The organism is Tsuneonella mangrovi (assembly GCF_002269345.1).
Lineage (GTDB): Bacteria > Pseudomonadota > Alphaproteobacteria > Sphingomonadales > Sphingomonadaceae > Tsuneonella > Tsuneonella mangrovi.
The window spans coordinates 946,178-972,533 of record NZ_CP022889.1 but is presented as its reverse complement, the minus strand read 5'-3'; the positions used below and the strand labels follow the sequence as shown (position 1 = coordinate 972,533).

Here is a 26,356-nt window from a genome sequence, read left to right as displayed (position 1 = left end):
TGCCATTCACCCGGGTGTGCCTACATTCAGGCGGTGAAAGGACCCAATTGCCGATGAACCAGGACAAGGACCCGCGCGAACCCGATTCGGGTGGCCCCAACCCGATGCTCAAGACCCTGCTGATGTGGGGCGGGATCTTTGTCGCATTGATCCTTGCCGTTTCGCTGTTCGGCGAAGCCAGCCAGCCGACCGGCAACGCAATGCAGTATTCCGATTTCCGGCAGGCAGTGGCGGAAGGCTCGGTGAAGCAGGTCACGATTTCGCCCGACAAGATTGTCGGTACGCTCAAGACCGGTGAAGCGTTCACCACCGTTCCGATCCAGAACGACACCCAGTTGCCCGAGCTGTTGCAGAAATCCGGAGTGGAATACTCCGGCAAGCCGGCCGAGCAGCCCAACGTCCTGCTCTACCTGCTGATCAATGCCTTGCCGTTCATCCTGATCCTCGGGATCGCGTTCTTCGCGCTGCGGCAGGTGCAGAAGGGCGGCGGCGGCGGCGCGATGGGCTTCGGCAAGTCCAAGGCCAAGATGCTCACCGAGCGCCAGGGCAAAGTGACGTTTGAAGACGTTGCCGGTATCGACGAAGCGCGCGAGGAGCTGGAGGAGATCGTCGAGTTCCTCAAGGACCCGAGCCGGTTCTCCAAGCTCGGCGGACAAATCCCCAAGGGCGCGCTGCTGGTCGGTAGCCCCGGCACCGGCAAGACCCTGCTGGCCCGCGCGATCGCGGGCGAAGCGGGCGTGCCGTTCTTCACCATTTCCGGCTCCGACTTCGTCGAGATGTTCGTCGGCGTCGGCGCCAGCCGCGTGCGCGACATGTTCGAACAGGCCAAGAAGAACGCCCCGTGCATCGTCTTCATCGACGAGATCGACGCGGTCGGTCGCCATCGCGGCCACGGACTCGGCAATTCGAACGACGAACGCGAGCAGACGCTGAACCAGCTGCTGGTCGAAATGGACGGGTTCGAGGCGAACGAAGGCATCATCATCATCGCCGCGACCAACCGCCCCGACGTGCTCGATCCGGCGCTGCTGCGCCCGGGCCGCTTCGACCGCCAGGTGGTGGTGCCGGTGCCCGATATCGAAGGGCGCGAGAAGATCCTCGGCGTGCACATGAAGAAGGTGCCGCTGGCGCCCGACGTCAATGCGCGCACGATCGCTCGCGGCACTCCGGGATTCTCCGGCGCGGACCTTGCCAATCTCGTCAACGAGGCGGCGCTGCTCGCCGCGCGGCGCAACAAGCGGCTTGTTGCGATGCAGGAGTTCGAGGACGCCAAGGACAAGGTCATGATGGGCAGCGAGCGCCGCTCGATGGTAATGACTGACGACGAGAAGAAGATGACCGCCTATCACGAAGCGGGCCATGCTCTGGTGAGCCTCAACGAACCGGCGTCGGACCCGATCCACAAGGCGACGATCATCCCGCGCGGCCGGGCGTTGGGGATGGTTATGCGCCTGCCGGAACGCGACAACTATTCGTACCACCGCGACAAGATGCACGCCGACCTCGCGGTCAGCATGGGCGGCCGCGTGGCGGAAGAAATCATCTTCGGACACGACAAGGTTTCCAGCGGAGCCTCGTCGGACATCCAGTATGCCACCAGCCTTGCGCGCAACATGGTCACCAAGTGGGGCATGAGCGACAAGCTCGGGCCGCTGCAATACGAGGAGCAGCAGGAAGGCTACCTCGGCATGGGCGGCAGCGCGCGCACGATGGGCTCGAACGAGACCAACAAGCAGATCGACGCCGAAATCAGGACGCTGGTCGACGGGGCGCACAAGCGTGCCACCGACATCCTCAAGAAGCACGAGGACCAGCTGCACCTGCTCGCACAAGCGATGCTTGAATACGAGACGTTGACCGGCGACGAGATCAAGGAGTTGCTCGACAACGGCAAGATCGATCGGCCCGACGCGCCCTCGACGCCTACGACCCGCCCCGTCCACGGTTCGGCCATTCCCAAGGCCGGCAAGCGGTTCGGCGGCGAAGGGGGGGCGGCCCCGCAAGGGGCCTGATCCACCTTTCCGAAGTGCTAAAAGGGCGTTGGAGCGATCCGGCGCCCTTCTGCGTTGTGGCGTGTCAGAATGCTCCGATCAGGATCAGCACCTGCAGGAACAGCAGCAGCACGACCACGATGAACGCGCTGAGCACTACCAGGCGCCACGCCGCCGAGAAACGCGTCAGTTCGTAAGTGCCGCGCAGCTGCTTGTAGATATGGATCGGCGGGATAACCGCGAGTGCGAGGAACACCCAGCCGCTTCCCAGCCCCGCCGCCGACAGCAGTGAAAGCGCGATGAAAAGCAGCGACATGAACGCCAGCGAATAGGTTACGAATACGGCGTGGTCGTAGGCATGGAAGCGGCGTTTCCACGCGAACAGCAGCCACACGAAGGGGGTCGACAGCACGATTAGCAGCCAGCTGAACTTGTATCCGTTCGATTGCAGCTTGTAGAGCATCAGGCTCGGGTTCGAGCGCCACTTGTCGACCACCTTCTCCAGCCAGGCGAAGCCGGGATTGTCGATCGAGAAGGTCGCCGATTTGCCTGCCACGGGGACTTTCACCTTGCCGAACGTCGACACTGCCTGGTCGAGCTGGCCGAGATCTTCCTTCGCCTTGGTATAGCCGGGATCGGACGGCTTCATCGCGTCGAGCTTCGCCCGCGCAGCGTCGCGCTCGGTTACCACCTGCTGTTGCAGCGTCGAGAGCGGCTTGGCGATGTCGTTGGAGTTATTGATCTCGGTCGGAGCGGTGATCCCGACCAGCTGGAACACTGCGAACATCAGGAAGACGCTGAACAGGAATATCGCCATAGGCGAGACGAAACGCGCGCGCTGGCCGTCGATGTAGCGGCGCGAGAGCTGGCCCGGCCGGAATGCCAGCATCGGCAAGGTCCGCCAGAACTTTCCGTCGAGGTGCAGCACCCCGTGGACGAGGTCGTGTCCGATCGCGGCGAGCGACTGGTGAAGGTGCGCGCTCTGGCCACAATTGTGGCAATGCGGACCGACCAGTTCGGTGCCGCAATTGTGGCACGTGTGTCGTCCCGCGCCCGGCTTGCCTTCGCCCGCTGCCGGTTCGACTGCACGCGCCGCAGCGGCCCCGGTCACTGCGCTGCCGATACCCTCGGCCACTTCACCGAAATCCCCCGTCATGGGGTGCACTATACCGTGCGCAGACGAATTTGGAACGCGCTCCGCGAAACGAACCTATTTGCTCGCCAGCTTGCGCTCGATTGCGGTCCACAACTTGGAATAGGCGCGCGCGACCGGCGCGTTGGGTGCAAACGCCCCCACCGGTTGGCGCCGTACCGCGCATTGTTCGGCTGCGCTGGCATAAGGGATCGCGGGCCATCCGCGATGCTCTTCCCGGGCATCCTTGTGCAGCGTCTTGCGCATGTCGAGCATCGACAACACCGGCAGGATCGGCGGGTGCGGCCTGGCGTGGGCAGCGACTTCCTCTGCCACCAGGCCAAACGCACGCGCGGAAAGCGGCGAGGGAGGTAGCGGCACGATCACCAAGTCCGCCGCACGCATGACCTGCGCGCTCGTCTCGCCGAGGATCGGTGGGCAGTCGATCACAATCCGGTCGTATGTCTTGCCAAGACCAGCGGCGAGCTTGGCGATCCGCTTGCGCTTGCCCAGCGAGAGCAGCTGTACTTCAAGCGCGCGGATCGATTCGTCGGCGGGCAGCAGGTCGAGGTTGCCGACAGCGGTCTTGCGGATCAGCTTGGCCGGGTCCTTTTCGGCGGAGATGACCGCGTCGGCGCGTCTCTTGGGCTTGGGATCGAGGCCGAGCAGGAAGCCCGCGCCGCCCGCCGCGTCGAGATCCCACAACAAGGTCTTGCGGCACGAAATCGCCGCCGAACACCACGCAAGGTTCGCCGCGAGGGTTGTCTTACCGACCCCGCCTTTCACGCTGTAGACTGCAATTACCGCCATCGTGCCTCCGAAGCTGGCGGAGGGGATGTGACAATTCAATGACCGTTGGCAATGCTGTCCCGCATACGGTCAGGTTCCGGTCATGCACCAAAGCAAGCGGGCCGCCCCGTGTTGGAGCGGCCCGCATTGGCTTTCAACGGCTTGCTTGGGGTCAGCCGTCGTAGTCCGAGGCGACGTTGGTCGTGCGGGTCGGAGCGGCAGCGGTGATCCGCAGCGCTTCGGCCGACTGGCTGAGCGAGCCGACCTCGTCCGCTTCGTCTTCGTCGTCGGGCAGGATCTTCTGCAGGCCGAGAACGACCGATTCGTGCAGTTCCTTGGGCTTGATCGATTCTTCGGCGATCTCGCGCAGGGCGACAACCGGGTTCTTGTCGCGGTCGCGCTCGATGGTCAGCTCCGCTCCGCCCGAAATCTCGCGCGCACGCTGGGCAGCCAGCAACACGAGGTCGAAACGGTTGGGGATCTTGTCGACGCAATCTTCGACGGTAACGCGCGCCATCGGGCACTCCGGATAGTCAGGTTTCAGGAAGAGCGCAGCATCTAGGTGCCGATCGCCGCCAAGTCAAGGAATTGCGCCGTTCGCCCGCTCGCGTAATCTGGTGTCACGATGGAGGGAACCAGCAACCCGATTGGCGTGCGCGCCGCGTCCGCTTCCTATCACGCGGAGCGATCGTTTGCGGTCTCCGCGAAGGGGCAGGACCTGGTCTTTCACCCCGGCGGACCCGAGCGGCGCGAGGCATTGATATCGCTGATCGATTCGGCTGAAGAGCGCTTGCGGCTGTGCTTCTACATCTTTGCGAAGGATGCTTCGGGGCAGGCGGTACGCGACGCATTGGTCGCAGCGGCGCGGCGCGGGGTCGACGTGCAGCTGATCGTCGACGGATTCGGCGCGGACGCCGGCCCGCGCTTCTTCGCACCACTGGTGGAGGCAGGTGGGCGGTTCTTCGAGTTTTCGCCGCGATGGGGCCAGCGCTACCTTATCCGCAACCACCAGAAGATCGCAATCGCCGACGGGCGGGAAGCCATGCTCGGCGGGTTCAATATCGAAGACGACTATTTCGCGTCGGCCGCCGATGACGGGTGGAACGACCTTGGAGTGACTGTGCGCGGCCCGGTCGTCGCCGACCTTTCGCGCTGGTTCGGCGAGCTGAAAAAATGGGTCGCCAGCCCGAGCGGAAACTGGCTCGCCATCCGTCGCATGGTGCGTGAGTGGCAGCCCGGGTCCGGCGCGGTCAGCGTGGTGATCGGTGGACCCACGCGCATGCTGTCCACCTGGGCCCGCCATGTCGCGCGCGACATGGTTGAAGCGGATCGTCTCGACATGGTGATGGCCTATTTCTCGCCGCCTTACTGGCTGATGCGGCGGATCGGGCACGTCGCCCGTCGCGGCGAAGTGCGACTGGTGCTGGCCGGCAAGAGCGACAACGGCGCGACCATCGGTGCAGCCAGATCGCTCTACAACTACCTGCTCAAGCGGCGCGCGCGGATCTGGGAATTCACAGCGTGCAAGCTGCACGAAAAGCTGATCGTGGTCGGCGATGTGACCTATGTCGGGAGTGCCAATTTCGACATGCGCAGTCTCTATCTCAATCTCGAGATCATGCTGCGGATCGAGGATCCCGCCCTGGCCGAGCGGATGCGCGAGCATATCGCATTCCACCGCTCCGGTTCGGAAGAAATCACGCCATCGCTCCATAAACGCCGGGCCAATGTGTTCAGCCGCGTGCGCTGGTGGCTGGCGTGGTTCCTCGTGACCGTAGTCGATTACACGGTTACCCGGCGGCTCGACCTGGGGGAATAGCAGGGCAAATACCGATCAGTCGTAGCCGTAGCGCCGATCGTCCTGCGCAAGGTCGGAGAACTTGGTATACTTCGCCTCGAACTTCAGGCGGACCTTGCCGGTCGCGCCGTGACGTTGCTTGGCGACGATCAGTTCGGCAATCCCGTGCACCCGTTCCATTTCGCTTGCCCATGATGCGTGGGCATCGTGGACGCTGGCATCGTCTTCGGCCTGCGGGACCTTGGGTTCTTTCGCGGCGATGTAATAGTCCTCGCGGAAGACGAACCATACCATGTCAGCGTCCTGCTCGATCGAGCCGGATTCGCGCAGGTCGGACAGCATCGGGCGCTTGTCGTCGCGCTGTTCGACCGCGCGGCTGAGCTGCGACAGCGCTACCACAGGTACCTCGAGCTCTTTCGCCAGCGTCTTGAGGCCGCGGCTGATTTCCGAAATCTCGTTCACCCGGTTGTCGTTTGCGCGACCCGATCCTTGCAGCAATTGCAGGTAGTCGACCACGATCAGACCGATGTCGTGGCGTCGCTTCAAGCGGCGGGCGCGGGTGCGCAGCGCGGCGATCGACAGCGCCGGGGTGTCGTCGATGTAGAGCGGCAGGTCGGCGAGCTTCTGGCTGGCGAAGCTGAGTTGCTGGAACTCGTCGCGGCTCAGCTTGCCCATGCGCAGCGCTTCGCTGGAAATCTCCGCGACTTCTGCAAGGATGCGGGTAGCGAGCTGGTCTGCGCTCATTTCGAGGCTGAAAAAGGCGACGCCCGCGCCGACCGAGGCCTTCTCGTCTATCCCGTCCGACCGGTCGCGCAGCAGGCGGCTGGCGCAGTTGAACGCGATGTTGGTTGCCAGCGAGGTCTTGCCCATGCCCGGGCGCCCGGCGAGGATCACCAGGTCGGAATCGTGCAGGCCGCCGATCTTGTCGTTGATCGAGGTAAAGCCGGTGGTCTTGCCGGCGATGTGGCCGCCCGAGCTGATCGCCTTTTCGATCTGCCCCAGCGCCTTGGTGGTCGCCTGGCCAAAGCTTGATGCCTCGTTCTGGCTCGATGCGCCTTCGGCCACCTGGAACAGCGCGGCCTCCGCGTTCTCGATCTGCTCGAGCGGAGCGACCGATTCGCTGGTATCGAGCGCGCCTTCCACGAGGTTGCGACCGACCGTCACCAGTTCGCGCAGCAACGCGAGGTCGTAGATCTGTTCGGCCAGTTCGCGCGGGGCGAGCAGCCCCTGCCCGTCGGCGGTCAGGCGCGCGAGATAGGTGATCCCGCCGAGTTCCTTGAGCGCTTCGTCGGCCTCGAAATAGGGCTTGAGCGTCACCGGCGTGACCACTGCATTGCGATCGAGCAGCGCGACGATACGTTCGAACACGCGCTGGTGGACGGGTTCGAAGAAATGGGATGCGTGGAGCGGGGTCGCCAGCTCTTCCAGCACGCGGTTGTCGATCAGGATTGCCCCGAGAAAGGCCGCCTCGGCCTCGATATTGGCAGGCAACGCGCGAATCGCCGGGCTGGTGGCGGCGGTGTGGTCTGGGCGCGTGAGCAGGTTCTGGTCGGGCATGTCGGTCTATTGCGCACGCCCGTTGAGTCTTGGCAAGTGTGGTGCCGTCCGAGCCGGGTGTTCACGTCTGTGGATAGCGGGGATGAACGCGGTTAGGCCTTGCCGCAGCCTGTGCAGGTCTGCGAAAGGCTGGGCTGCGACAATGTCCGAATTCAAGCCCTCCTGGCGTATCGCCCACATCTCGCTCGACGAGGACACGATCCTGTGGCGCAACGCCGATGTCGAGCAGGAACGGCGGGTCGCGATCTACGACCTGATCGAGGAAAACGCGTTCAAGCCCATCCGTTCGGTGGAGGCGGGGCACGACGGGCCATACAACCTGGCACTGTCGGTGCCCGACGGGAGGCTGGCGATGGCGATCGCAACGGAAGCTGGCGAGCCGCTCGAGACGCTGGTGCTCGGCCTTGCACGGTTTCGCCGCCCGATCCGCGAGTATTTCGCGATCTGCGACAGTTATTACCAGGCAATCCGCAAGGCGACCGCGCAGGAAATCGAGACCATCGACATGGCGCGCCGGGCGATCCACAACGATGCCGCAGAGCTGTTGATCGAACGGCTGGAGGGCAAGGTCGAGACCGACCATGCGACCGCGCGGAGGCTGTTCACGCTGATCTGCGTGCTCCATATCAAGGGCTGAGCAAGAACAGGGATCGCGAATCGTGGCACGCAGGAAGAAAGGCTTTGGCTGGCGTGGACGCCTTGCCGGGGCAGTGCTGCTTGCCGGGCTGATCGGGGCTGGCTGGTTGTGGTGGCAGTTGCTCCACTGGACTCCGTCGACCGCCGACTATCCGGAGCAGGGCGCAGAGATCGGTGCGTCGGACGGCGCGGTAAAGTTCCGCACCTTGCGGGCGCTGGGAGCCGAATTCGTTTATCTCGACGCCAGCAGCGGCGCGAACCGGACCGACGCCAGGTTTGCTTCCAACATCGATGCTGCACAGGCTGCCGGACTCAAGGTCGGGGCGGTGCACGATTTCGACCCGTGCCTGACTGCCGATCCGCAATCGGCCAACTTCGTCACGATCGTTCCGCGCGAACCGCGGCTGCTGCCGCCGGTGATTGCGCTCGACCGCACGGCCGACAAGTGCCCTAAGAAGGTGCGCGATGCGGCAGTCGAGAGCGAACTGATGACGCTCATCAACCAGATCGAAGCGCACGCCGGCAAGCGCGCGATCCTCAAAGTCTCGCGCAGATTCGAGGATCGCTATCACCTCGCCGGAAGGCTCGATCGCAGCCTGTGGGTCGTCGGCACGCGGTTCCAGCCGACATACGCCGGGCGTCCCTGGCTGCTGTGGACGGCAAACGGGCGCCTCGAAACCCCCGCTGCGGGCGAACCGATTCGCTGGGTAGTGGTGCAGCCGTGAGCAATTGGGGTAGGGAGGAGCGATGACCGACGCAGACCTGATCAACGCCGCGCGTGCCGCTGCCGAAAGTTCGTATTCACCGTATTCGCAATACGCGGTGGGGTCGGCGCTGCTGTTTGCCGACGGCTCGGTGGTGACCGGGACCAACATCGAGAACGCCAGCTATGGCCTTGCGCTGTGTGCGGAAACCGTCGCGGTTGCCAAGGCAATGGACGGCGGGGTGCGCGGCGGCCTGGTCAAGGTTGTGGTCGTCGGGCCTCACGAACGTGGAGGGGGTGCGCCGATCACGCCATGTGGGCGTTGCCGCCAGGTGCTCAACGAGCTCGCCCAGCTCGGTGGGACCGATCCGGAAGTGCTGTGCGTCGCGCCGGATGAGGTGCGCACTGTTCGGCTGAGCGCGCTGCTGCCGCACGCATTCGGGCCGGGAAGCCTCGACTGAGGCGGCAGGCGCCCGCGATCAGCTCTTTCGGGGTTTGACTGCCAGAACTTCCGGGTCGAGTGCATCGAAGTCGGCGGCAGAGTGGCGTTCGGGCATAACCGCGCGGTTGACGAGCCTGCCGCGCCGCACCGCCGGGCGTGCATCGATCTCGTCGACCCAGCGAGCAAGGTTCTTGTATTCGTGAACCGACAGGAAGGTGCCCGAATCGTTGTAGGCCTCGCCGCGCGAGAGGATGCCGAGCCACGGGTAGCTGGCGACGTCCGCGATCGTGTATTTGTCTCCTGCAAGGAAGCGGGTCTCGGCAAGCCGCAGGTCAGCAACCGCGAGGATGCGCTTGGTCTCCATCGTGTAGCGGTTGATCGCGTATTCGTACTTCTCGGGCGCGTAGGCATAGAAGTGCCCGAACCCGCCGCCAATGAACGGGGCCGTTCCCATCTGCCACATCAGCCAGCTGAGAACTTCCGCACGGGCCGGATTCTCGCGCGGAAGCAGGAAGTCGAACTTTTCCGCCAGGTGCAGCAGGATCGCTCCGCTCTCGAACACCCGGAACGGCGTCGCCCCACTACGATCCTCCAGCGCGGGGATCTTGCTGTTCGGGTTGAGCGCCGTGAAGCCGGACCCGAACTGGTCCTGCTCCATGATCTTTATCATCCACGCATCGTATTCCGCGCCCGGATGTCCCGCCTCGAGCAGCTCCTCGAACATGATGGTGACCTTCTGCCCGTTTGGGGTGCCGACCGAATAGAGCTGGAACGGATGCTCGCCGACCGGGAGCTCCCGTTCGAACCGGGGTCCTGCGGTCGGGCGATTTACCCCTTCGAAGCGGCCGCTGTTCGCGCCCTCCGGGGTCCAGACCTTGGGCGGGGTATAAGTGGCTTCGGCCAACGCACTTCTCCTTGATCACTGGTTGCAGGGGAGGTGGGGCGAAGGGTTCGCAAACGCAACCATTCGAGCCACGCTTCCTGCTTCGTTACCTAGAAGCGCAACTTGTCTTGTGCGATTTTCATCGGCAATCGCCTTGCCATGAGTATCCAAAAAGGATACTAAAACGTAATGCACGAAGCCGGACGGAAATTGCGCGAATGGCGCGAGAATCGCGATCCTCCGCTCACTGCGGGGGAATTCGGGCGCTTGTTCGGCTTGCCGAAGCCGTGGCCCAGCCGCACCGTATATGGCTGGGAAACCAAGGGCAAGATCCCGCGCGCGGCAATCCAACGTCGGCTTGCAGAGCTGGGCATCGCCGATCCGGCCGATTGGCTGGTGCCGGCGAGAAATCAGAGGAGTATTCACAAAGGCGGACCTGCAACCAAGGGCGAAGCGCACCCGTTCTACTCGATCCACGCACACGGCCTGGTGCGCGTCGCCGCTTCGACGCCCAAGGTGCGCACCGCCGATGTCGCCTTCAATCGCGACGCAATCCTGGAGGAAGCGCGCCGTGCCCATGCCGCCCATGTCGACCTGGTGGTGTATCCCGAGCTGTGCGTCTCGTCCTACGCGATCGACGACCTGCACCTGCAGGCAGCGTTGCACGACGCGGTCGAGATGGCAGTTGGCGAGATTGTTCTTGCGAGCCGCGATTTTCGATCGCTGCTGGTGATCGGCGCGCCGCTGCGCCACAACGGGCGGCTCTACAATTGCGCCCTCGCGATCCATCGCGGGCGGTTGCTGGGCGTGGTTCCTAAGAGCTACCTGCCGAACTACCGTGAATATTACGAAAAGCGCTGGTTCGCCAACGGCCGCTCGATCAGCGGGCTCGAGATCGTGGTGAACGGGCAGAGTGTGCCATTCGGGACCGACCTGATCTTTGCCGCCAGCGACTTGCCCGTCTTCAAGCTGGGATTGGAGATTTGCGAGGATTTCTGGTCTCCGATCCCGCCGTCGACATTCGCGGCGATGGCTGGGGCAACAATTTTGGCGAACCTTTCCGCCTCGAACATCACCATCGGCAAATCCGACGAACGGCATATGCTTGCCAGCGCGCAATCGAGCCGTGCAGTCGCAGCCTATATCTATTCCGCGTCGGGGCATGGAGAGAGCACCACCGACCTCGCTTGGGACGGGCAGGGCATGATCTACGAGCTGGGCGAGCTTATGGCTGAAAGCGAACGCTTCAGCCTCGATGCCGAGCTGTGTATCGCCGACGTCGACTGCCATCGCGTGTTGTCCGAACGCTCGCGGATGCAGACCTTCAACGACGCGGCGGAGGCGCATGGGCGGCCCGAAGACCGGTTCCGCACAGTCGAATTTGCGCTCGGTGCCGGGACGCACGATATCGGCCTCAAGCGCCCGGTCAGGCGCTTCCCGTTTGTCCCCAATCGCTCCGAAAAGCTCGACGCCGACTGCTTCGAGGCTTTTAACATCCAGGTCGACGGGATCATGCGCCGGATCGAGGCGACCAAGCCGAAGTCGCTGGTCATCGGCATCTCGGGCGGGCTTGATTCGACGCACGCGGCGATCGTCACCGCCAAGGCCTGCGATAGGCTGGGGCTGCCGCGCAAGACGATCCGCGGATACACGATGCCCGGTTTTGCGACGTCGGACGAAACCAAGGGCAATGCCTGGCACCTGATGCGCTCGCTCGGGATGAACGCCGAAGAGATCGATATTCGCCCTGCCGCAACGCGGATGTTGGAGGACATCGGGCATCCGTTCTCGGGTGGGCACCCTGTTTACGACACCACTTTCGAAAACGTGCAGGCGGGCCTGCGCACCGACTACCTGTTTCGCCTCGCGGGTCAGCACGGCGGATGGGTGGTCGGCACCGGCGACCTCAGCGAACTCGCGCTCGGCTGGTGCACTTACGGCGTAGGCGACCAGATGAGCCATTACGCTGTCAATTCGGGCGTACCCAAGACGCTGATCCAGTACCTCATCCGCTGGGCGATCCGCAGCGGGCAATTCGATTCCAAGACGCACGCGGTGCTTGGCGAAATCCTCTCGACCGAGATCAGCCCCGAACTGGTCCCGCCCGGGGCGGATGGGGCGATCCAGAGCACCGAGAGCATCATCGGACCCTACGAGCTCAACGACTTCTTCCTCCACCACACGATCCGCTGGGGGCAGAAGCCGAGCAAGGTTGCGTTCCTCGCATGGCACGCGTGGCGCGATGCAGGTCGCGGCCTGTGGCCGCACGAATTTCCCGAGGACGCGAAAAACGAATACGATCTCGCGACGATCCGCAGCTGGCTGGAGAAGTTCCTCCAGCGGTTCTTCGGGTTCAGCCAGTTCAAGCGCAGCGCGATTCCCAACGGGCCGAAAGTCAGCGCCGGCGGTGCGCTGAGCCCGCGGGGCGACTGGCGCGCGCCGAGCGATGCCGTGGCGGACCTGTGGCTTGCCGAATTGCGCGAAAACGTGCCCGATGCATGAACAGCGAAGCCTGAGTGCAGGCAGCATCGCCATCCTGATGCTGTGCAATGTGGTCTGGGCACTCAATGTCATCGTCAGCAAGATCGCAGTTGACGATCTCGGGATGCCGCCACTTGCCTATGCTTTCGGTCGATCGTTGCTGGTCGCGCTGTTTCTGTTTCCGCTGTTGCGGCCGATCCCGAAGCAACTCGGCAAGGTGATGCTGGTCGGGATCGCCATCAGCGGCGGTTCCTTCGCGCTCCTGTTCCTCGGCCTCAAGTCGGCGAGCCCGTCGGCTGCCGGGATCGTCAGCTTGTCCGGTGCGCCGCTCACGGTCCTTTTTGCGATTCTGTTCCTTGGCGAACGGGTGCGTTGGAAGCGCGGCCTGGGGATCGCGCTGACGTTTTCCGGAGTTATTGTCGCTGTTACATCACCCGCCGGGATGCAGAGCGCGAGCGGACTGTGGCTGGTCTTCCTCGCGGCGGTTGTCGGCGCGCTGGGCTCGGTGTTCGTCAAGCAGCTGAAGATCAGTTCGGTCCGTTTGCAGGCGTGGGCGGGTGTCGCCTCGTCGATCCTGCTTGCGCCGCTCTCGCTCGTTACGGAGACCGGGCAGATGCACGTCATGGCATCGCAACCGCTCGAGCTTGCAGGTTGCTTGCTGTTCGCCTCGCTGATCGTTTCGGTCGGCGCGCACTCGGCATATTACAGGATGCTCCAGCTGCACGAGACCAACGAGGTGGTTCCGCTTACATTGATGACGCCGCTGCTAACTATCGCGCTGGGCGCTTGGCTCACCGGCGATCCGATTGGCGCGCGCTTGCTGATCGGCGGTGGCATCGCGATCGCTGGTGTTGCGATCATCGTGCTGCGGCCGAGCGTCAAGATGACCAGGCGCTACCTCGTGCGCAGCAGACTCTAATTTCGCTTCGGAATCAAACGGCGGTGACCCAGCCGTGGGTATCCGCCATTGTTCCGCGCTGGATGCCGACGAGCTTTTCGCGCACCGCCTGCGTCAGCTGGCCAGGACCGCCGGAGCCGATCGTGAATGCGCCTTCGGGTCCTTCGACCCGGCCTACCGGGGTCACCACCGCGGCGGTGCCGCAGGCCATCGTTTCCACAAGCTTGCCGCTTTCGGCGTCGGCCCGCCACTGGTCGATCGAGTAGCGTTCTTCGCGGACTTTCAGGCCTTGCTCGGTCAGCAACTGGATCAGGCTGTCGCGGGTTATGCCCGGAAGGATCGTGCCGCCGAGCGGAGGAGTGATCACGCTGCCGTCGTCCATCACGAAGAACAGGTTCATGCCGCCCAGCTCCTCGATCCACTTGCGCTCGACCGCGTCGAGAAACACGACCTGGTCGTGCCCCTTGGCGATCGCTTCGGCCTGCGGAACGAGGCTGGCGGCGTAGTTGCCGCCGGTCTTGGCAGCACCGGTGCCGCCCGGTGCCGCGCGGACATAATCGCGGCTGACCCAGATGCTCACTGCCGGGACGCCAGATTTGAAGTAGTTGCCCACCGGGCTGGCGATCACGAGGTACTTGTACTTCTTCGCCGGACGCACGCCGAGAAACGCTTCCGAGGCAAACATGAATGGCCGTAGGTAGAGCGAGCCGCCTTCGACCGCGGGGAACCAGTCGGCATCCTTGCGCACCAGTTCCTGCACCGACTGGACGAATACGTCCTCTGGCAGGTGCGGCATCGCCATACGGTCGGCCGAGGCATTGAAGCGCCGCGCGTTGGCTTCGGGGCGGAACAGCGCCAGGCTCCCGTCTGGGTGCTTGTAGGCCTTCATCCCTTCGAAGATTTCCTGCGCGTAGTGGAGGACACTGGCGGCCGGATCGAGTGTGATCGGCTCGCGCGGGCCCACGCTGGCGCTGTGCCACCCACGGCCTTCCTCGTATTCGATCAGGACCATGTGGTCGGTGAACACCGTGCCGAAACCGGGGTCGGCAATCGCCTTTTCCCGCGCGTCTGCAGGGGTAGGCGAGGGGTGGGGGAGATGCGTGAAATCCATGCTTCGCCGCGTAGTGCGCGCGCGGTTTCAGGGCAAGGGGGGAGAAGCGATCACGACCTGCGACGTCACGCCCCATGCCGCGACCTTCTGTGCGTCGATGATATTCCATCCGGCCGCACCGATCAGGTCTCTGAGTGCGATCGGCCGACATCCGCCGGTGAGGATCGGGGCGAGGCCGTGCAACCTCGCCCACACACCCATGATCACGCTCGAGGGAAGCGTTTCGCCCGGTGCGATGCTTGCGGCGCAGAGGAGACCGCCCGGGAGCATATGTTTCGCAGCGGCCGACAGGAAAGCCGAGATGTCTGCAGGCGAAAGGAGGTCGAGCACGTAGGCTGTGACCACCCGATCGACATGACCTTCCCCGAAATCCCGCTCCGCATCGCCACTCGCCTCGAAGGCGCTTGCGCGGTTGCCGAATTTCGCGATCCGGGCTCGTGCAAGGCTGACCATCTTCGGGCTGATGTCGCACGCGGTATAGCCCGCGTCGGGCGGTAACGGGCCCGACAGCAAACGCTCGGCCAGACGACCCGTGCCGCAGCCAAATTCGAACATCGACGTGGCGTTTTCGAAGTGACCGCGAGCGACAAGGATATCGAGCGCCGGGTCCTCGTAGAACGCCTGCGTATCCTCGATCCGCCCGACGAGATCGTAGAACCTGCGCGCCTTGGAGTTTGAGAGATAGCTGGCCATCGCGCGGATATATCACGAATTCGTGCGATCCGGGCCGATTGACTGCAAATTTCGCCCACCCCCGAAAAGATGAGAAGGGCGGCTCCGCCCGTCGGGAACCGCCCTTCGCATGGTCAGCGGCCAGTGAAGCCGCTCACGAAGCCTCTATCGGCGAAGTGAAGTCTACCGATAGTGCTCCGCGCGGGTCGTCACCGACCTCCCTGCTGAACCATGAGACATCGGATCACCTCCTTTCGCGCTAGAAAGCCAAACCCTTCGCGTTTCACTGCGGGGTCGAGAACCGCGGCCACCGCGACCTCTGACTGGCAATGTGAGTCCAAACGAATCGCAACACAAGTCTTGCAATTATCTTTTTCCCCGTCAGTATCAGCGTTTGTGACCCGCCACCTCCGGCGGGTATTTTTATGCCCGCCGCAGGGGCGCAAGAAGCCTAGCGGCAATCCTCGATAACACGGGTAACCTCGGGCCAGCTGGGCACGTAGAGTGTCGGAAGGCCAGGGGTCTCGAACGCGAAGCGCCCTTTCGAGAACGCGATCGCGTCGAGGAACGACGAGGCCGCAGGCAGTGTCACCGTGAGTGCGGCGGTGCCATCTCGCTGCGGCAATCCGTTGAGCAATCGGGTCTCTGTTTCGGTGATGATCCGAACCGGCACGGCGGCAGGCGCAGTCCCCGCGCGCGACAGCGTGACTGTGCCGCGCGCACGATCGCAGCGCATCCACAATAGCGGCGCGGCGCCTGCAACGCCGAACTGTGCCAATCCGCCCCGAGCCTCGGCGGTGTAGGACCAATCGCCCGGGGTCACCGGGGCATCCATCCAGTTGGTGAAGCTTGGTGCGGGGTCGAGCGTGACCGGTTCCGGCGTCGGATTTGGTACCTGTTTGGGGGCGGGCTTGGCGACCGGGGGTAATGGCGGCGGTGCCGGAGCGGTGCAACCGCTCGCGGCGAGACACACAAGCGCAATAGCGGCCTTTGCGGATAGGCGGGGGGTGCGAATGATCGTCTCTCCTGGTTCCACTCAGGCCCAACGCGCGCTAGGCGCTGCAGTGTCAATGACGAAGAAACGCCGCCTTGACCAGTTGCTCGTCGAACGCGGGTTGGCCGAAAGCCGCACCCGTGCGCAAGCGCTGGTCATGGCGGGCCTCGTGTTCTCCGGCGAGACCAAGCTGGCAAAGCCCGGCCACCAGTTAGCCGAAGACGTTCCGCTCGAGGTGCGCGGCCGCGACCACCCGTGGGTTTCGCGCGGCGGGATCAAGCTGGCGCACGCGATCGAGCACTTCGGGCTCGATCCGGCGGGCGCGACGGCGATGGATATCGGCAGCTCGACCGGCGGGTTCACCGACGTGCTGCTGCAGAACGGGGCGGAACGGGTGTTCGCGGTCGATTCGGGCACCAACCAGCTCGCGTGGAAGTTGCGGCAGGATCCGCGCGTCACCGTGCTCGAGCAGACCAGCGCCCGAGTCCTGACCCCTGGGCAGATCGACGCACCGTGCAACTGGGTGGTGTGCGATGCCAGCTTCATCGGGCTTGCCAAAGTGCTCGAACGGCCGCTCGAGCTGGCCGCGCCGCAGTGCCGGCTGGTCGCGCTGATCAAGCCGCAGTTCGAGGTCGGGCGCGAGGAAGTGGGCAAGGGTGGGGTGGTCCGCGACCCGGCGCTGCACGCGCGTGTGTGCGACGAAGTACGCGCGTGGCTCGAAGGCGCGGAATGGACCGTGCAGGGCATCGTCGAGAGCCCGATCACCGGCCCGGAAGGCAACGTGGAGTTTCTCATCTCGGCACACCGGGGGTGAAACACGTCGGCGCGTGTTGCGGTGCGGCAAGCTGCGCGCCAATATCGCACCGACGAATCACTCTTCGGGAGGCTTCATGACCGGCATTGCATCGCGCGGACAATTGCGGGCCAGTTTCGTGCGCTGGGCGTTGTTCACTGTGCCGCTGGTCGTGCTGCTCGGCTTCCTGTCGGGCCAGCTGGCAGGCAGCGGGGCGGACGGGATGTGGTTCCAGTCGCTCCAGCTGCCGTCGACTTTCCCGCCGCCGATGTGGTTCGGGATCGTGTGGACCGTCCTCTATGTGATGATGGGGTTGGCGCTGGCGATCGTCTGCGCGGCCTGGGGCGCGCGCGGGCGCGGGCTGGCGATCGCGGTGTTCGCGCTGCAGTTCATCGCCAACCTCGCGTGGTCGCCGGTGTTCTTCGCGATGCACAACATCGAGGGCGCGCTGGTGGTAATCGGCGTGCTCGACGTGCTGGTGATCGTCACCATCGCATTGTTCTGGCGGGTGCGGCGGCTCGCCGCGCTGCTGCTGCTGCCGTATCTCGCATGGATCGCGTTCGCGACGCTGCTCAACTGGCAGTTCCTCCAGCTCAATCCCAACGGCGGGATCGAAGGGCCGGACGCGGCGGTGCAGCGCGTGCAGATCTGACTTGCGGCGCGCGCCCGCGAAGGCCACATAGCAGCCATGCAGAGCGACAACCCCCTGATCTCCGACTTCGTGAAAATGGCTAATGCGGCGGCCGGCACCTTTGCGGGCATGACCCGCGAAGCGCGCGACGGTGCGCGCGAGCGGATGCGCGAGGCGCTCGGCGGCCTCGACTTTGTCAGCCGCGAGGAGTTCGACGCGGTGAAGGACATGGCCGCGAAGGCGCGCGAGGAGAACGAGAAGCTCGCCGAACGCATCGCCGCGCTCGAGGCGAAGGCCAAGGGCTAGACGGCGGCGCGTTACGCGCCGCTTCCATGTGACAATCCGGAACGATTGGTGCGTCAGACGCACAACGGCTCGTCGCGCGCCAGCCACGGCTGGAACACATGGAACACAGTCCTGAAACAAGAAAACCGCCTTGGCGTAAGTGCCCTCGGAAGCGGGTTTTCCGGTCGGGGCAGCCGCGAGTTTCATGCAGGCAGCATGGCGATCCGACGGCATGTAGGACAGCGCGATTATAAGTCGGCTATTTACGGGCTTTGGACCGAAAAGCCGCTATTCGGCTAACGACCGGATTGCGGACGCTCAGATATTTTTCGACGGCGGTTCACATTGAAATGAAAATTAGGGAACAAGCTCCAAACCTGCTAAAGAGACCTTGCTGACGTCGAAATTTGCGACGGACTTCGGCTTTTGACTACCGCCGCTTGCCTTCGTTGGCCCCGGCGCAAACCAGACGACGACTTCCTTTCAACGGACGATTTGACGCACGACCGCTCCGCACGTCGCGGCGCGGCAACTTCTCGCGTTCTTGAAAGGAACCATCATGAGTAAGACCGGAACCGTAAAATTTTTCAACGCTGACAAGGGCTATGGCTTCATCCAGCCCGATGACGGATCGGCTGACAGTTTTGTCCACATCAGCGCCGTACAAGCCGCTGGCATGCAAACGCTCGATAAGGAGCAGCGCCTCAACTACGAAATTGAAACCGGCCGCAATGGCAAGGCAAGTGCAGTGAACCTATCGGCCGCCGACTGAACGGCCTGACCGAGTCCCTCCTGCGTGTTTTTGCGACCCGGCATGCGGGAGGGATACCCAGACCGATTGGTGCAACGTTTTGTGAGGCAAAGTAATGAGCCAAACGTTTGAATTTTATGATGCCCGGGCACGCGAAGCGGCCAGGGAAGCCAAGGAAGCGACGCTTCAGAACGTGAAGGAGCGACACTCCCGAGCTGAAAAATCATGGCGCGGATTGGCCAATCAGGCCCGCAAGTTGATGCTGGATCGTGAGAGGGCCGAATGGGAGCGTGCTGCGCGCCGTGAGGCGGAAGAAGCTCTAAGGCATCAAAGCTAGATCGAACGCCCGTCACGCACCCTTAGCGGTCGGCATGTCTCGCTTCTCGTAGTATCTCTGCCGCTTCCTTGATCACGAAAAGCCCAATGGCCGCCCCGACCACAAGGTCAAAGTAGATCACTCCAGTCAACATGACCGCCAGGCCTGAGAGGATCACTGCGGCGTTGGCGACCACGTCTGCGCGGGTGAAAATCCAGGCCGCGCGCATGTGAACTTCATCGCTGCGCTGCTTTTGCAGGAGCCCCAACACGAAGGCGTTTACTGCAAGCGCCGCGAGAGCGATTGCGATCATCCAGATGCCTGCAGGTTCTGCTCCGACGAAGAATCGTCTCACGGCCTCAGCGACAACGCCAAGGCCAACGATGAACAGCAATCCCCCACTAAGAGTTGCGGCTCGCGCCTTGAATAAGTCGCTTCGTCCGATTGCCAGGAGAGCAACGGCATAGACCGAAGCGTCGGTGAGCATGTCGAGCCCATCGGCGACGAGCCCGGTCGAGTCCGCATGTATTCCGGAGCCGACTTCGACGATAAACATGATGGCGTTCAGAACGAGCGCGACCCGGAGCACGCGCTGTTGAGCCTTCGTATCGACGGAACCCGGATCACATCCACAATCGGCCATAGGAATGGCCTTACGGACTTCGCAGGCGGGAGCCAAGCGGTGCCCGCTTGCCATCGGGAGGGCTTCGCGCTAATACTGAACCAAATGGTTCAGTATAGAGCAGCATCCCTCGATCTCTCCTTCGCAGCGCTGGCGGACGCGACGCGGCGCGGGATCCTCGAACAGCTCGGCCGGGCCGATGCTTCGATCACCAGCCTCGCGGACAGGTTCCACATGACGCTGACGGGGATGCGCAAGCATATCGCGGTGCTCGAGCGCGCAGGCCTCGTGGTCACCGAAAAGGTCGGGCGGGTCCGCACGTGCAGGCTCGGTCAGCGCGACCTCGCAGCGGAAGCTGGGTGGATCGCACACCAGCGACAGCTTTTCGAGGCGCGGTTCGACGCGCTGGACAAGATTATCCTCGAGATGGAGCAGGAGGAACATGATGGATCGGCAAGCGAATAGCCACCCCGCTGCGCACGGCGGCACTTCGGTCGAGCGCAAGTCCGAACGGGAGCTGGTCGTTACCCGCACGTTCGATGCCAAGCCACACACCGTCTTCAAGGCGTGGTCGGAGCCCGAGATATTCCGCCGGTGGTGGGTGCCGGAAGGTTTCGGCATTACGCTCATCGGCTGCGAGATGGACGTGCGCACCGGCGGGACTTACCGGCTGGTGTTCGCTGCGGGCGAAACCGACACCATGGCGTTCCACGGCAAGTACCTCGAAGTGGTGCCGGATCGGAAGATCGTGTGGACCAACGAGGAAGAGGCAGAATGTGCGGTGACCACCGTGACCTTCGAGGAGCAGGGCGGGAAGACGCTGCTGACGTTCCACGAGCTCTATCCGTCGAAAGAAGCGCTCGACGAGGCGATGCAAGGCTCCGCAGCCGGGTTGCCCGCACAGCTCGAGCAGCTGGCAGCTTTGCTTGCGGATATAGGTTAGTCTCCGCAAACGGGCTGCCAGGGGTGGGCGAGTATCCGACCGCCCTTCGATCAGCTCTCGCGCAGCACCGTTCCCCCGCTCACGCGCCACACTGCCGCCTCGCCATCGAGGGCCGCGAATGGCGCGCGCTCGGTCCCGGTGAACCACACCTGCGCCCCGTTGTCGGCGAGGCGGGCGAACAGGGCTTCGCGACGGACGGGATCGAGGTGCGCGGCGACCTCGTCGAGCAGCAACAGGCTCGCGCGGCCCTGCGCAGCCAGCCCCGCGTGGGCGAGCGTGATCGCGATCAGCATTGCCTTCTGCTCGCCGGTCGAGCAGCGATCGGCGGGCTGGCCCTTGCCTGCCATGCGAACGACAAGCTCGTCACGATGCGGGCCGGTAAGCGTGCGTCCGGCAGCGCGGTCGCGCCCGCGGCTCGTTCGCCAGTTGGCTGCAAGCGCGTCTGCTTCGATTGGTCCTCCGGCTTCGTAGGTCAGTTCGGGGCGGGCGAACGGTTCGCTCGGGAGCCGCTCCAGTTCGTGCGACAGAGATTCCACCAGTCGCGATCTGCCGCCTGCCAGTGCCGCGCCGGCTTGTGCCATCTGCCCCTCTATTCCCTCCAGCCATGCCGGATCGGGCGTATCGTCCCCCGACAACAGGCGGTTGCGTTCGCGAAGAGCATTTTCGTAACGCGCCGCGTGCCGCGCGTGGGCCGCATCGAGCGCCACAGCCAGCCGGTCCATATAGCGTCGCCGCGCACCCGCGCTTTCGGCGAATAGGCGGTCCATCGCCGGGGTCAGCCACGAGATCGCAAGCCATTCACCGAGCGAGACTGCGCTCGCTTCCGCGCCGTTGACCCGCACCAGCCGACGGTTGGGGCGAGCCGGTTCTGCCAGCGTGCCCAACCGCACCGGTTCTTCCTCGCCGGTTACCAGCGAGGCTCCGACGGCAAACCCGCCCGGGCCGTCGCTGCCGCCGATCTCGCTCAGCGGCGCGCGGCGCAATCCGCGCCCCGGCGCAAACAGCGAAATTGCTTCCAGCACGTTGGTTTTGCCCGCACCGTTCTCGCCCACCAGCAGGTTGAACCGCGCCGCGCCATCGAGCGTGGTTTCGCGGTGGTTGCGGAAGTGGCTGAGAGTGATGCGGTCGAGCGCCATGGACTGGGTGCCAGATAGCTTGGCAGCGGAGTCCCGACCACCCGGAAAACATCAATCCCAATTGTTGGTGAATTTTCCCTAATATGAGCGAGAGATTAACAGGCAGTCAGGCGACTGGTGAGCAAAAATCGCAGAATTCCGCCATTTTTCGAAACTGGCACACCCCCTGCAAAGCTGTTGGCATCCGACGGATGGTCCGCCGGACAGACTGAAAAAGGACACAGACAATGCAATTCCTCGACAACATTTCCGGCAAGGCGGCCGCTGCGGCCCTTTCGCTGAGCCTGACGGTAGCGATGTTCGCATTCGCTATCGTTCCCGCCACCAACCCCGTCCTGACCTCGGTGCTCGTCGCATGAGCAAGTACGACACCGGCAAACCGGTGGTCCAGCCGAGCCGCAAGGGTTTCGCGCTCGATCACCAACGGGGCAAGGTCTTCGGGGTCTGCGGCGGTATCGCCAACTACTTCGGGATCGATCCGCTGATCGTCCGCGTCGGCTTTGCGGCCGGGACCATCATCGGCTTCGGCTCGCTGATCCTGGTCTATCTCGCGATCGCGCTGATCGCCGACTGAGGGAGCCCTCCCGAGGGCTCCCTCACACCTTTCGTCACATCGCGCTGATGCCGCCGTCGAGCTTGAGTTCGGCCCCGGTCATGAAGCTGCTCTCGTCGCTGGCCAGGAACAGCACCCCATCGGCGATTTCCTGCGGCACACCGACCCGCTTCAACGGGATCTGCCGCGCCAGCTTGCCCATGATCACTTCCTTCGGATGGCCCGTGCTCTTGGTCATCCCGTCGAGGATCGGGGTATCGACGAACGTCGGATGCACCGAATTGCAGCGGATATTCCACCCCATCTTACCGCAATAGAGCGCCACCGATTTCGACAGCATCCACACCGCCGCCTTGCTGGCGTTGTAACCGGGCATCGTATCGCTCGCGATCAGGCCGGCGATCGAGCTAATGTTGACGATCGAGCCGGGCTGGTTGTCCTTCATCAGCGGCAGCGCCTTCTGGCAGCCGAGGAACACCGAATCGACATTGATCGCGAACCCGCGACGCCATTCCTCCAGTGTGCAGGTCTCGATATTGCCGCGCACGCCGACGCCCGCATTGTTGACCAGTACCGACAGCCCGCCGAGTTCGTCGCGCGCCATCTCGATCGCAGCGTCCCACTGCTCGGGGCTGGTGACATCGTGCTGCATGGCAAAGGCAGTCCCGGCACCATGCGCGGCGTTGATTGCAGCGGCGGTTTCTTCCGCCCCGGCACCGTTGATGTCGGTGCAAAGCACCCGCGCGCCTTCGCGTGCCAGCGTTTGTGAATGCGCCGCGCCGAGGCCCTGCGCCGCGCCGGTTACCAGCGCGAGCTTGCCCGCTACCCGTCCTGCCATCTTATTCTCCCGTATCGAGTTCGCCCGCCAGCAGCAGGCCCATTATCCGGACGTCGATGCCGACGCCCGCTTTCCGTCGCTCTTCGACGAAAGCGGGGAGCGCTGCAAGGGGCACGCGATAGGGGGTGATGTTCTCGCCGCCGACCCCGCCGCCGGGGCCGACCTGCGTCAGCCCGCGCGCGCGCACCAGGGTGAAGCTCTCGCTGACCATTCCGGGGGAGGACCAGAACTCGCCGAGCGATTCGAGGTGCGCGGCCCGCCAGCCGGTCTCTTCCTCGAGCTCGCGCCCTGCGGCGGCCAGCGGATCCTCTCCGGCGTGTTCATCCTCGTCGCCGATCAGCCCGGCGGGCATTTCGAGGCACGGCTTGCCGAGCGGCACGCGGTATTGCTCGACGAGCAGCACGTGCCCGTCTTCGACCGCGAGGATCACCGCTGCGCGAATGTTGTTCGGACGGCCGACATATTCCCAGCGGCCGCGCTTCTTGGCGGTGATGTACCTGCCGGTCCACTGGATGGTTTCGGGGGCGGTTGCGTCGGGCGGGAGCGGGCGATCGGTCACCCGCCAGCGCCTACAACTCGATCAGGCGATCGGGCAACTCGTTTACGTCGTCCGGCTGGCGCGGCAGGTGTGCGGCGAGCACTTCGCCGACCTTCTCGACCGCGGCGACCATGCCGTCAGCGATCCGGTCATCCTTCAGGTGCGTGAGCATTGCTGCCATTGCGTCGCCCCAAACTTCGGGCTCGACGCATGACGTGATCGCTTCATCGGCGATGATTTCCGCACGGTGTTCGCGCAGCGAGAGGTAGATCAGGATCCCGGTGCGCCCGGTGGTGCGCTTTTCGGCCCCGACGCGGAAGATCTGCACCGCGCGGGCATAGGCGCGCTTGCTCTTGATCGGGCCGGGAATGAGGAAATACTTGAGCGGCGGCCACAGCTGGATCAGCCAGGTGCCGGCGAACTTCAGGATACCGACGAACAGCGCCAGCCCGAAGATCCCGCGTGGGGTCCATTGGGCATTCCACTCGCCGAGCAGGCGGTCGACCAGCCCGAGATAGAACTCCGGCAAAAACCACAGCGCGGCGATCGCGGTGAATGCCGCGGCCACTGCCCAGACGAGCGCGACATCGGTGTAACCGTCCGACCGTTCGGCAACCACGGTCATGATCTCGCCCGCGGTATCACCCTCCGCCCGGGTTACCGCGTGGGCTACTGCTTGCCGGTCTGCTTCGGTCAGCTTGTGCATCGCCTACCAACCTCCCGAAGCACCGCCGCCGCCGGACGAGCCGCCACCGAATCCGCCGAAGCCGCCACCTCCGCCGAAGCCCCCGCCGCCAAATCCGCCTCCGCCACCCCAGCTGCCGCCGCGGCCGCTGTTGCTGGCTGCGTTGAGTGCGCTCCACAGCAGGATATTGCCTACGGTCCCCATCCCGCTGCGATAGCGCAGTCCGTTCCGTCGACTGAAGGCCGGCAGGATGATGAAGAACAGGATGAACATCATCCATATTATCGCGCCAACGGGTATTCCGCTTTCGTCCGGGCGATTCTTCTCTGCAGCCGCTGCCGCTTCTGCCACGGCCTTGGCGTCGGTCGGGCTCAACGACAACTGGTGGACGATCGCATCGACCCCGGCGACGATCCCGCCGCTCATGTCGCCCGCCCTGAATTTCGGACGCATGATGTCGCGGATGATCCGGCCCGAGAGAATGTCGGTGATGTAGGGCGTCAGGCCATAACCGACCTCGATACGCATCTGGCGTTCGTTGGGTGCAACCAGCAGCAGCACGCCGGTGTCGCGCTCTTTCCCGCCGATGCCCCATGCGGAGTAGAGCTTGACCGCGAAGTCGTCGATCGAATCGCCCTGCAGGCTGTTGACCGTGGCGACGATCACGGCATCGCCGGTCTGCTGGTTGAGATCGCGCAGCTGCTGGTCGAGCTTTGCCGTGTCAGCCGGCGTGAGTAGCCCCGCCTCGTCGTAGATCGGTCCGCTGGGATGCGGCGGGAAATCGAGCGCCGCCACGGGCGTCGCGATAAACGCGAACATTGCGACGAGGAACATCGAAAGGCGGCCCAAATTCGTCATGCTGCCTTCGCCTTGGCTGCGACCCGGCAACGCTGCGTTTGCGGACCATTGTCATTCGCCGCAGCAGGTGATTGAAGATGAGCGATCAGGGAATCTACTCCCGCAATCGTGCCACGTTCAAATTGGCCTTGGCGATAGAGCGGTGTCATCTGATTTTCGATCACCTGCTTGGCGATGGAGTCTGAAATCACTCCTTCGAGGCCACAGCCAATTTCGATTCGTACCTTTCGTTCGTTCGGCGCAAGAAGCACGAGAATCCCACGATTGGTCTTTGCATCCCCAATGCCCCAATCGTTGAACAGGCCCAAAGCGTAGTCATCGATTGACTTGCCTTCGAGCGAGCTGATCGTGGCCACGACCAGCGCATTGCCGCTCTTGGCCCAGTATTGGGTCAAGCGCTTGCTGAGCGCGGCTTCGTCTCTCACCGGAAATACATTGGCCTGATCGAGCACCGGCCCTTCCGGGCGTGGTGGATAGGCACGCGCAGATGCGCAGCCAGCTAAGACTGACAAAAGCACGAGGCACGCCACCCACTTCACTCGATGATGCCCTTAATTCACTGCCCTGCAGCAGCAGGCGCGGCACCGGGGGCGGCATTATCGTTCGCACCGCCGGGTGCGGCACCTGGGCTCGCGCCCATGTTGCCGAAATCGACGCTCGGCGCGGTGTCGGCATTTGGCGCGGCGGTGAAGTACGACAGCGGCTTCGAGCCGTAGACGATCTTCGCCGCCATGATCGAGGGGAAGGTGCGGATCGTGGTGTTATAATCCTGCGCCGCTTGGTTGTAGCGGTCGCGCTCCACATTGATGCGGTTTTCCGAACCTTCGAGCGCGGTCATCAGGTCGGCAAAGCGCTGCTGGCTTTGCAGCTCGGGGTACTTCTCGACCACGGTGCGCAGCTGTCCAAGCGCCTGCGTCAGCTGGTTCTGCGCGGCCTGGAACTTGTTGAACGTCTCGGGGTTCGACAGGTCCTGCGTGGTGACGTTGATCGCGGTTGCCTTGGCACGGGCTTCGATCACATTGGTGAGAATCTGGTTTTCGGAAGTGGCAGCAGCCTTCACCGTCTGCACGAGGTTGGGGATCAGGTCTGCGCGGCGCTGGTAGGCGCTCTGCACCACGCCCCACTGGGCCTTCGCTGCCTCTTCCTTGGTCGGGACGGTATTGATGCCGCACGAGGCGAGGCCAAGCGAGGCCAGCGCGATCAGCGCAAAGCGGCCGAAAGAACGAATATCCATTTGAGAACACACTCCTCTGGTCGCACGCGGACCGCGCGCGGTCTGTATTGTGAAGATAGCACACCCTCAGCCCGATTCAAGGAAAC

32 protein-coding genes are annotated in these 26,356 nt (G+C 63.9%); 16 read left to right on the top strand and 16 right to left on the bottom strand.

Features of this window, described 5'->3' with window-relative positions; all coding sequences use genetic code 11:
* Positions 1–53 precede the first annotated feature (53 nt).
* On the top strand, positions 54–2,012 hold the full coding sequence (gene ftsH / locus CJO11_RS04870) for an ATP-dependent zinc metalloprotease FtsH (protein ID WP_095011706.1): 1,959 nt from the start codon (positions 54–56) through the stop codon (positions 2,010–2,012).
* Positions 2,013–2,076: 64 nt separating this feature from the next.
* Here ftsH and CJO11_RS04865 read toward each other — a convergent pair whose 3' ends face one another.
* The 3 genes from CJO11_RS04865 to rpoZ all read right to left on the bottom strand — a co-directional run bounded on the left by CJO11_RS04865 (position 2,077) and on the right by rpoZ (position 4,429).
* Positions 2,077–3,147 (bottom strand): DUF3667 domain-containing protein, encoded by a 1,071-nt coding sequence (locus CJO11_RS04865; RefSeq protein ID WP_095011705.1) that lies wholly within the window; start codon positions 3,145–3,147, stop codon positions 2,077–2,079.
* 54 nt (positions 3,148–3,201) lie between these two features.
* On the bottom strand, positions 3,202–3,933 hold the full coding sequence (locus CJO11_RS04860; protein WP_095011704.1) for a ParA family protein: 732 nt from the start codon (positions 3,931–3,933) through the stop codon (positions 3,202–3,204).
* Between the two features lie 151 nt (positions 3,934–4,084).
* Positions 4,085–4,429 (bottom strand): DNA-directed RNA polymerase subunit omega, encoded by a 345-nt coding sequence (gene rpoZ, locus CJO11_RS04855; RefSeq protein ID WP_095011703.1) that lies wholly within the window; start codon positions 4,427–4,429, stop codon positions 4,085–4,087.
* Between the two features lie 108 nt (positions 4,430–4,537).
* On the opposite strand from rpoZ, the gene CJO11_RS04850 reads away from it, so the two are divergent.
* Entirely contained in the window at positions 4,538–5,731 is a 1,194-nt protein-coding gene (locus CJO11_RS04850) for a phospholipase D-like domain-containing protein (protein ID WP_095011702.1), read from the top strand.
* A gap of 15 nt (positions 5,732–5,746) precedes the next feature.
* Here CJO11_RS04850 and CJO11_RS04845 read toward each other — a convergent pair whose 3' ends face one another.
* Positions 5,747–7,267, bottom strand: coding sequence for a replicative DNA helicase (locus CJO11_RS04845; RefSeq protein WP_095011701.1), 1,521 nt, complete (start codon positions 7,265–7,267; stop codon positions 5,747–5,749).
* Positions 7,268–7,409: 142 nt separating this feature from the next.
* Between CJO11_RS04845 and CJO11_RS04840 the strand changes: the two genes are divergently transcribed.
* Genes CJO11_RS04840 through CJO11_RS04830 form a run of 3 tightly spaced genes read left to right on the top strand, consistent with a single transcriptional unit; the run spans position 7,410 to position 9,067 of the window.
* Complete coding sequence (locus CJO11_RS04840; RefSeq protein WP_095011700.1) at positions 7,410–7,904, top strand: UPF0262 family protein; 495 nt, start codon at positions 7,410–7,412, stop codon at positions 7,902–7,904.
* Positions 7,905–7,926: 22 nt separating this feature from the next.
* Positions 7,927–8,628, top strand: coding sequence for a glycoside hydrolase family 25 protein (locus tag CJO11_RS04835; protein ID WP_095011699.1), 702 nt, complete (start codon positions 7,927–7,929; stop codon positions 8,626–8,628).
* A 22-nt stretch (positions 8,629–8,650) separates the two neighbouring features.
* The gene (locus CJO11_RS04830) at positions 8,651–9,067 is read left to right on the top strand and encodes a cytidine deaminase (RefSeq protein WP_095011698.1); all 417 of its coding nucleotides are present in this window, start codon (positions 8,651–8,653) and stop codon (positions 9,065–9,067) included.
* Positions 9,068–9,085: 18 nt separating this feature from the next.
* On the opposite strand, the gene yghU is transcribed toward CJO11_RS04830, so the two are convergent.
* Entirely contained in the window at positions 9,086–9,952 is an 867-nt protein-coding gene (gene yghU, locus CJO11_RS04825) for a glutathione-dependent disulfide-bond oxidoreductase (protein WP_095011697.1), read from the bottom strand.
* Between the two features lie 168 nt (positions 9,953–10,120).
* Here yghU and CJO11_RS04820 point away from each other — a divergent pair, with 168 nt between their 5' ends.
* Both CJO11_RS04820 and CJO11_RS04815 read left to right on the top strand, forming a co-directional pair.
* The gene (locus CJO11_RS04820) at positions 10,121–12,433 is read left to right on the top strand and encodes an NAD(+) synthase (protein WP_095011696.1); all 2,313 of its coding nucleotides are present in this window, start codon (positions 10,121–10,123) and stop codon (positions 12,431–12,433) included.
* Positions 12,426–13,331, top strand: a complete 906-nt coding sequence (locus CJO11_RS04815; RefSeq protein WP_240504565.1) for a DMT family transporter — start codon at positions 12,426–12,428, stop codon at positions 13,329–13,331. The genes CJO11_RS04820 and CJO11_RS04815 overlap by 8 nt, the downstream gene beginning before the upstream one ends.
* A 13-nt stretch (positions 13,332–13,344) precedes the next feature.
* Here the strand turns inward: CJO11_RS04815 and CJO11_RS04810 are convergent, their stop codons facing one another.
* The 3 genes from CJO11_RS04810 to CJO11_RS04800 all read right to left on the bottom strand — a co-directional run bounded on the left by CJO11_RS04810 (position 13,345) and on the right by CJO11_RS04800 (position 16,129).
* On the bottom strand, positions 13,345–14,421 hold the full coding sequence (locus tag CJO11_RS04810) for a branched-chain amino acid aminotransferase (protein WP_095011695.1): 1,077 nt from the start codon (positions 14,419–14,421) through the stop codon (positions 13,345–13,347).
* Between the two features lie 27 nt (positions 14,422–14,448).
* Complete coding sequence (locus tag CJO11_RS04805; RefSeq protein ID WP_095011694.1) at positions 14,449–15,114, bottom strand: class I SAM-dependent methyltransferase; 666 nt, start codon at positions 15,112–15,114, stop codon at positions 14,449–14,451.
* A gap of 430 nt (positions 15,115–15,544) precedes the next feature.
* Complete coding sequence (locus CJO11_RS04800; RefSeq protein WP_240504564.1) at positions 15,545–16,129, bottom strand: hypothetical protein; 585 nt, start codon at positions 16,127–16,129, stop codon at positions 15,545–15,547.
* Between the two features lie 34 nt (positions 16,130–16,163).
* Between CJO11_RS04800 and CJO11_RS04795 the strand changes: the two genes are divergently transcribed.
* From CJO11_RS04795 to CJO11_RS04775, 5 genes are all read left to right on the top strand, one after another.
* The gene (locus tag CJO11_RS04795) at positions 16,164–16,901 is read left to right on the top strand and encodes a TlyA family RNA methyltransferase (RefSeq protein WP_095011693.1); all 738 of its coding nucleotides are present in this window, start codon (positions 16,164–16,166) and stop codon (positions 16,899–16,901) included.
* 76 nt (positions 16,902–16,977) lie between these two features.
* The gene (locus CJO11_RS04790; RefSeq protein ID WP_095011692.1) at positions 16,978–17,532 is read left to right on the top strand and encodes a TspO/MBR family protein; all 555 of its coding nucleotides are present in this window, start codon (positions 16,978–16,980) and stop codon (positions 17,530–17,532) included.
* Between the two features lie 36 nt (positions 17,533–17,568).
* On the top strand, positions 17,569–17,817 hold the full coding sequence (locus CJO11_RS04785; protein ID WP_095011691.1) for an accessory factor UbiK family protein: 249 nt from the start codon (positions 17,569–17,571) through the stop codon (positions 17,815–17,817).
* A gap of 538 nt (positions 17,818–18,355) precedes the next feature.
* Positions 18,356–18,568 (top strand): cold-shock protein, encoded by a 213-nt coding sequence (locus CJO11_RS04780; RefSeq protein ID WP_095011690.1) that lies wholly within the window; start codon positions 18,356–18,358, stop codon positions 18,566–18,568.
* A gap of 94 nt (positions 18,569–18,662) precedes the next feature.
* Positions 18,663–18,884, top strand: a complete 222-nt coding sequence (locus CJO11_RS04775) for a hypothetical protein (RefSeq protein WP_095011689.1) — start codon at positions 18,663–18,665, stop codon at positions 18,882–18,884.
* Positions 18,885–18,906: 22 nt separating this feature from the next.
* On the opposite strand, the gene CJO11_RS04770 is transcribed toward CJO11_RS04775, so the two are convergent.
* On the bottom strand, positions 18,907–19,560 hold the full coding sequence (locus tag CJO11_RS04770; RefSeq protein ID WP_240504563.1) for a cation diffusion facilitator family transporter: 654 nt from the start codon (positions 19,558–19,560) through the stop codon (positions 18,907–18,909).
* Positions 19,561–19,590: 30 nt separating this feature from the next.
* Between CJO11_RS04770 and CJO11_RS04765 the strand changes: the two genes are divergently transcribed.
* Positions 19,591–19,950 (top strand): ArsR/SmtB family transcription factor, encoded by a 360-nt coding sequence (locus CJO11_RS04765; protein ID WP_095011687.1) that lies wholly within the window; start codon positions 19,591–19,593, stop codon positions 19,948–19,950.
* Positions 19,928–20,428, top strand: coding sequence for an SRPBCC family protein (locus tag CJO11_RS04760; RefSeq protein ID WP_240504562.1), 501 nt, complete (start codon positions 19,928–19,930; stop codon positions 20,426–20,428). The genes CJO11_RS04765 and CJO11_RS04760 overlap by 23 nt, the downstream gene beginning before the upstream one ends.
* Positions 20,429–20,478: 50 nt before the next feature.
* Here the strand turns inward: CJO11_RS04760 and recF are convergent, their stop codons facing one another.
* The gene (recF, locus tag CJO11_RS04755; RefSeq protein ID WP_095011685.1) at positions 20,479–21,564 is read right to left on the bottom strand and encodes a DNA replication/repair protein RecF; all 1,086 of its coding nucleotides are present in this window, start codon (positions 21,562–21,564) and stop codon (positions 20,479–20,481) included.
* 227 nt (positions 21,565–21,791) lie between these two features.
* Here recF and CJO11_RS13430 point away from each other — a divergent pair, with 227 nt between their 5' ends.
* Positions 21,792–21,923 carry a hypothetical protein gene (locus tag CJO11_RS13430; RefSeq protein WP_276270910.1) on the top strand — a complete coding sequence of 44 codons (132 nt, stop codon included), beginning with the start codon at positions 21,792–21,794 and terminating at the stop codon, positions 21,921–21,923.
* Complete coding sequence (locus CJO11_RS04750; RefSeq protein ID WP_095011684.1) at positions 21,920–22,138, top strand: PspC domain-containing protein; 219 nt, start codon at positions 21,920–21,922, stop codon at positions 22,136–22,138. The genes CJO11_RS13430 and CJO11_RS04750 overlap by 4 nt, the downstream gene beginning before the upstream one ends.
* A 34-nt stretch (positions 22,139–22,172) precedes the next feature.
* On the opposite strand, the gene CJO11_RS04745 is transcribed toward CJO11_RS04750, so the two are convergent.
* The 6 genes from CJO11_RS04745 to CJO11_RS04720 form a co-directional block, all read right to left on the bottom strand.
* Positions 22,173–22,955 carry an SDR family oxidoreductase gene (locus CJO11_RS04745; protein ID WP_095011683.1) on the bottom strand — a complete coding sequence of 261 codons (783 nt, stop codon included), beginning with the start codon at positions 22,953–22,955 and terminating at the stop codon, positions 22,173–22,175.
* 1 nt (position 22,956) lies between these two features.
* A complete protein-coding gene (locus CJO11_RS04740; RefSeq protein ID WP_095011682.1) occupies positions 22,957–23,514 on the bottom strand; it encodes an NUDIX hydrolase in 558 nt (185 codons plus the stop codon).
* A 10-nt stretch (positions 23,515–23,524) separates the two neighbouring features.
* Positions 23,525–24,199 carry a TPM domain-containing protein gene (locus CJO11_RS04735; RefSeq protein WP_095011681.1) on the bottom strand — a complete coding sequence of 225 codons (675 nt, stop codon included), beginning with the start codon at positions 24,197–24,199 and terminating at the stop codon, positions 23,525–23,527.
* Between the two features lie 3 nt (positions 24,200–24,202).
* On the bottom strand, positions 24,203–25,036 hold the full coding sequence (locus tag CJO11_RS04730) for a TPM domain-containing protein (protein WP_095011680.1): 834 nt from the start codon (positions 25,034–25,036) through the stop codon (positions 24,203–24,205).
* Positions 25,033–25,488 carry a TPM domain-containing protein gene (locus CJO11_RS04725; RefSeq protein ID WP_240504561.1) on the bottom strand — a complete coding sequence of 152 codons (456 nt, stop codon included), beginning with the start codon at positions 25,486–25,488 and terminating at the stop codon, positions 25,033–25,035. Before CJO11_RS04725 ends, CJO11_RS04730 begins: the two co-directional genes overlap by 4 nt.
* A gap of 104 nt (positions 25,489–25,592) precedes the next feature.
* On the bottom strand, positions 25,593–26,270 hold the full coding sequence (locus tag CJO11_RS04720; RefSeq protein WP_095011679.1) for a LemA family protein: 678 nt from the start codon (positions 26,268–26,270) through the stop codon (positions 25,593–25,595).
* Between the last annotated feature and the right edge of the window lie 86 nt (positions 26,271–26,356).

Bases quoted from the DNA above. Each gene is read 5' to 3' on its own strand.
- CJO11_RS04810 (WP_095011695.1), bottom strand. From the start codon at position 14,421: ATGGATTTCACGCATCTCCCCCACCCCTCGCCTACCCCTGCAGACGCG.
- ftsH (WP_095011706.1), top strand. From the start codon at position 54: ATGAACCAGGACAAGGACCCGCGCGAACCCGATTCGGGTGGCCCCAAC.
- CJO11_RS04760 (WP_240504562.1), top strand. From the start codon at position 19,928: ATGATGGATCGGCAAGCGAATAGCCACCCCGCTGCGCACGGCGGCACT.
- CJO11_RS04745 (WP_095011683.1), bottom strand. From the start codon at position 22,955: ATGGCAGGACGGGTAGCGGGCAAGCTCGCGCTGGTAACCGGCGCGGCG.
- recF (WP_095011685.1), bottom strand. From the start codon at position 21,564: ATGGCGCTCGACCGCATCACTCTCAGCCACTTCCGCAACCACCGCGAA.
- rpoZ (WP_095011703.1), bottom strand. From the start codon at position 4,429: ATGGCGCGCGTTACCGTCGAAGATTGCGTCGACAAGATCCCCAACCGT.
- CJO11_RS04765 (WP_095011687.1), top strand. From the start codon at position 19,591: ATGGTTCAGTATAGAGCAGCATCCCTCGATCTCTCCTTCGCAGCGCTG.
- CJO11_RS04770 (WP_240504563.1), bottom strand. From the start codon at position 19,560: ATGGCAAGCGGGCACCGCTTGGCTCCCGCCTGCGAAGTCCGTAAGGCC.
- CJO11_RS04805 (WP_095011694.1), bottom strand. From the start codon at position 15,114: ATGGCCAGCTATCTCTCAAACTCCAAGGCGCGCAGGTTCTACGATCTC.
- CJO11_RS04735 (WP_095011681.1), bottom strand. From the start codon at position 24,199: ATGCACAAGCTGACCGAAGCAGACCGGCAAGCAGTAGCCCACGCGGTA.
- CJO11_RS04820 (WP_095011696.1), top strand. From the start codon at position 10,121: ATGCACGAAGCCGGACGGAAATTGCGCGAATGGCGCGAGAATCGCGAT.
- CJO11_RS04790 (WP_095011692.1), top strand. From the start codon at position 16,978: ATGACCGGCATTGCATCGCGCGGACAATTGCGGGCCAGTTTCGTGCGC.
- CJO11_RS04775 (WP_095011689.1), top strand. From the start codon at position 18,663: ATGAGCCAAACGTTTGAATTTTATGATGCCCGGGCACGCGAAGCGGCC.
- CJO11_RS04780 (WP_095011690.1), top strand. From the start codon at position 18,356: ATGAGTAAGACCGGAACCGTAAAATTTTTCAACGCTGACAAGGGCTAT.
- CJO11_RS04730 (WP_095011680.1), bottom strand. From the start codon at position 25,036: ATGACGAATTTGGGCCGCCTTTCGATGTTCCTCGTCGCAATGTTCGCG.
- CJO11_RS04720 (WP_095011679.1), bottom strand. From the start codon at position 26,270: ATGGATATTCGTTCTTTCGGCCGCTTTGCGCTGATCGCGCTGGCCTCG.
- CJO11_RS04845 (WP_095011701.1), bottom strand. From the start codon at position 7,267: ATGCCCGACCAGAACCTGCTCACGCGCCCAGACCACACCGCCGCCACC.
- CJO11_RS04785 (WP_095011691.1), top strand. From the start codon at position 17,569: ATGCAGAGCGACAACCCCCTGATCTCCGACTTCGTGAAAATGGCTAAT.
- CJO11_RS04860 (WP_095011704.1), bottom strand. From the start codon at position 3,933: ATGGCGGTAATTGCAGTCTACAGCGTGAAAGGCGGGGTCGGTAAGACA.
- CJO11_RS04840 (WP_095011700.1), top strand. From the start codon at position 7,410: ATGTCCGAATTCAAGCCCTCCTGGCGTATCGCCCACATCTCGCTCGAC.
- CJO11_RS04795 (WP_095011693.1), top strand. From the start codon at position 16,164: ATGACGAAGAAACGCCGCCTTGACCAGTTGCTCGTCGAACGCGGGTTG.
- CJO11_RS04750 (WP_095011684.1), top strand. From the start codon at position 21,920: ATGAGCAAGTACGACACCGGCAAACCGGTGGTCCAGCCGAGCCGCAAG.
- CJO11_RS04850 (WP_095011702.1), top strand. From the start codon at position 4,538: ATGGAGGGAACCAGCAACCCGATTGGCGTGCGCGCCGCGTCCGCTTCC.
- CJO11_RS04830 (WP_095011698.1), top strand. From the start codon at position 8,651: ATGACCGACGCAGACCTGATCAACGCCGCGCGTGCCGCTGCCGAAAGT.
- CJO11_RS04865 (WP_095011705.1), bottom strand. From the start codon at position 3,147: ATGACGGGGGATTTCGGTGAAGTGGCCGAGGGTATCGGCAGCGCAGTG.
- CJO11_RS04815 (WP_240504565.1), top strand. From the start codon at position 12,426: ATGCATGAACAGCGAAGCCTGAGTGCAGGCAGCATCGCCATCCTGATG.
- CJO11_RS13430 (WP_276270910.1), top strand. From the start codon at position 21,792: ATGCAATTCCTCGACAACATTTCCGGCAAGGCGGCCGCTGCGGCCCTT.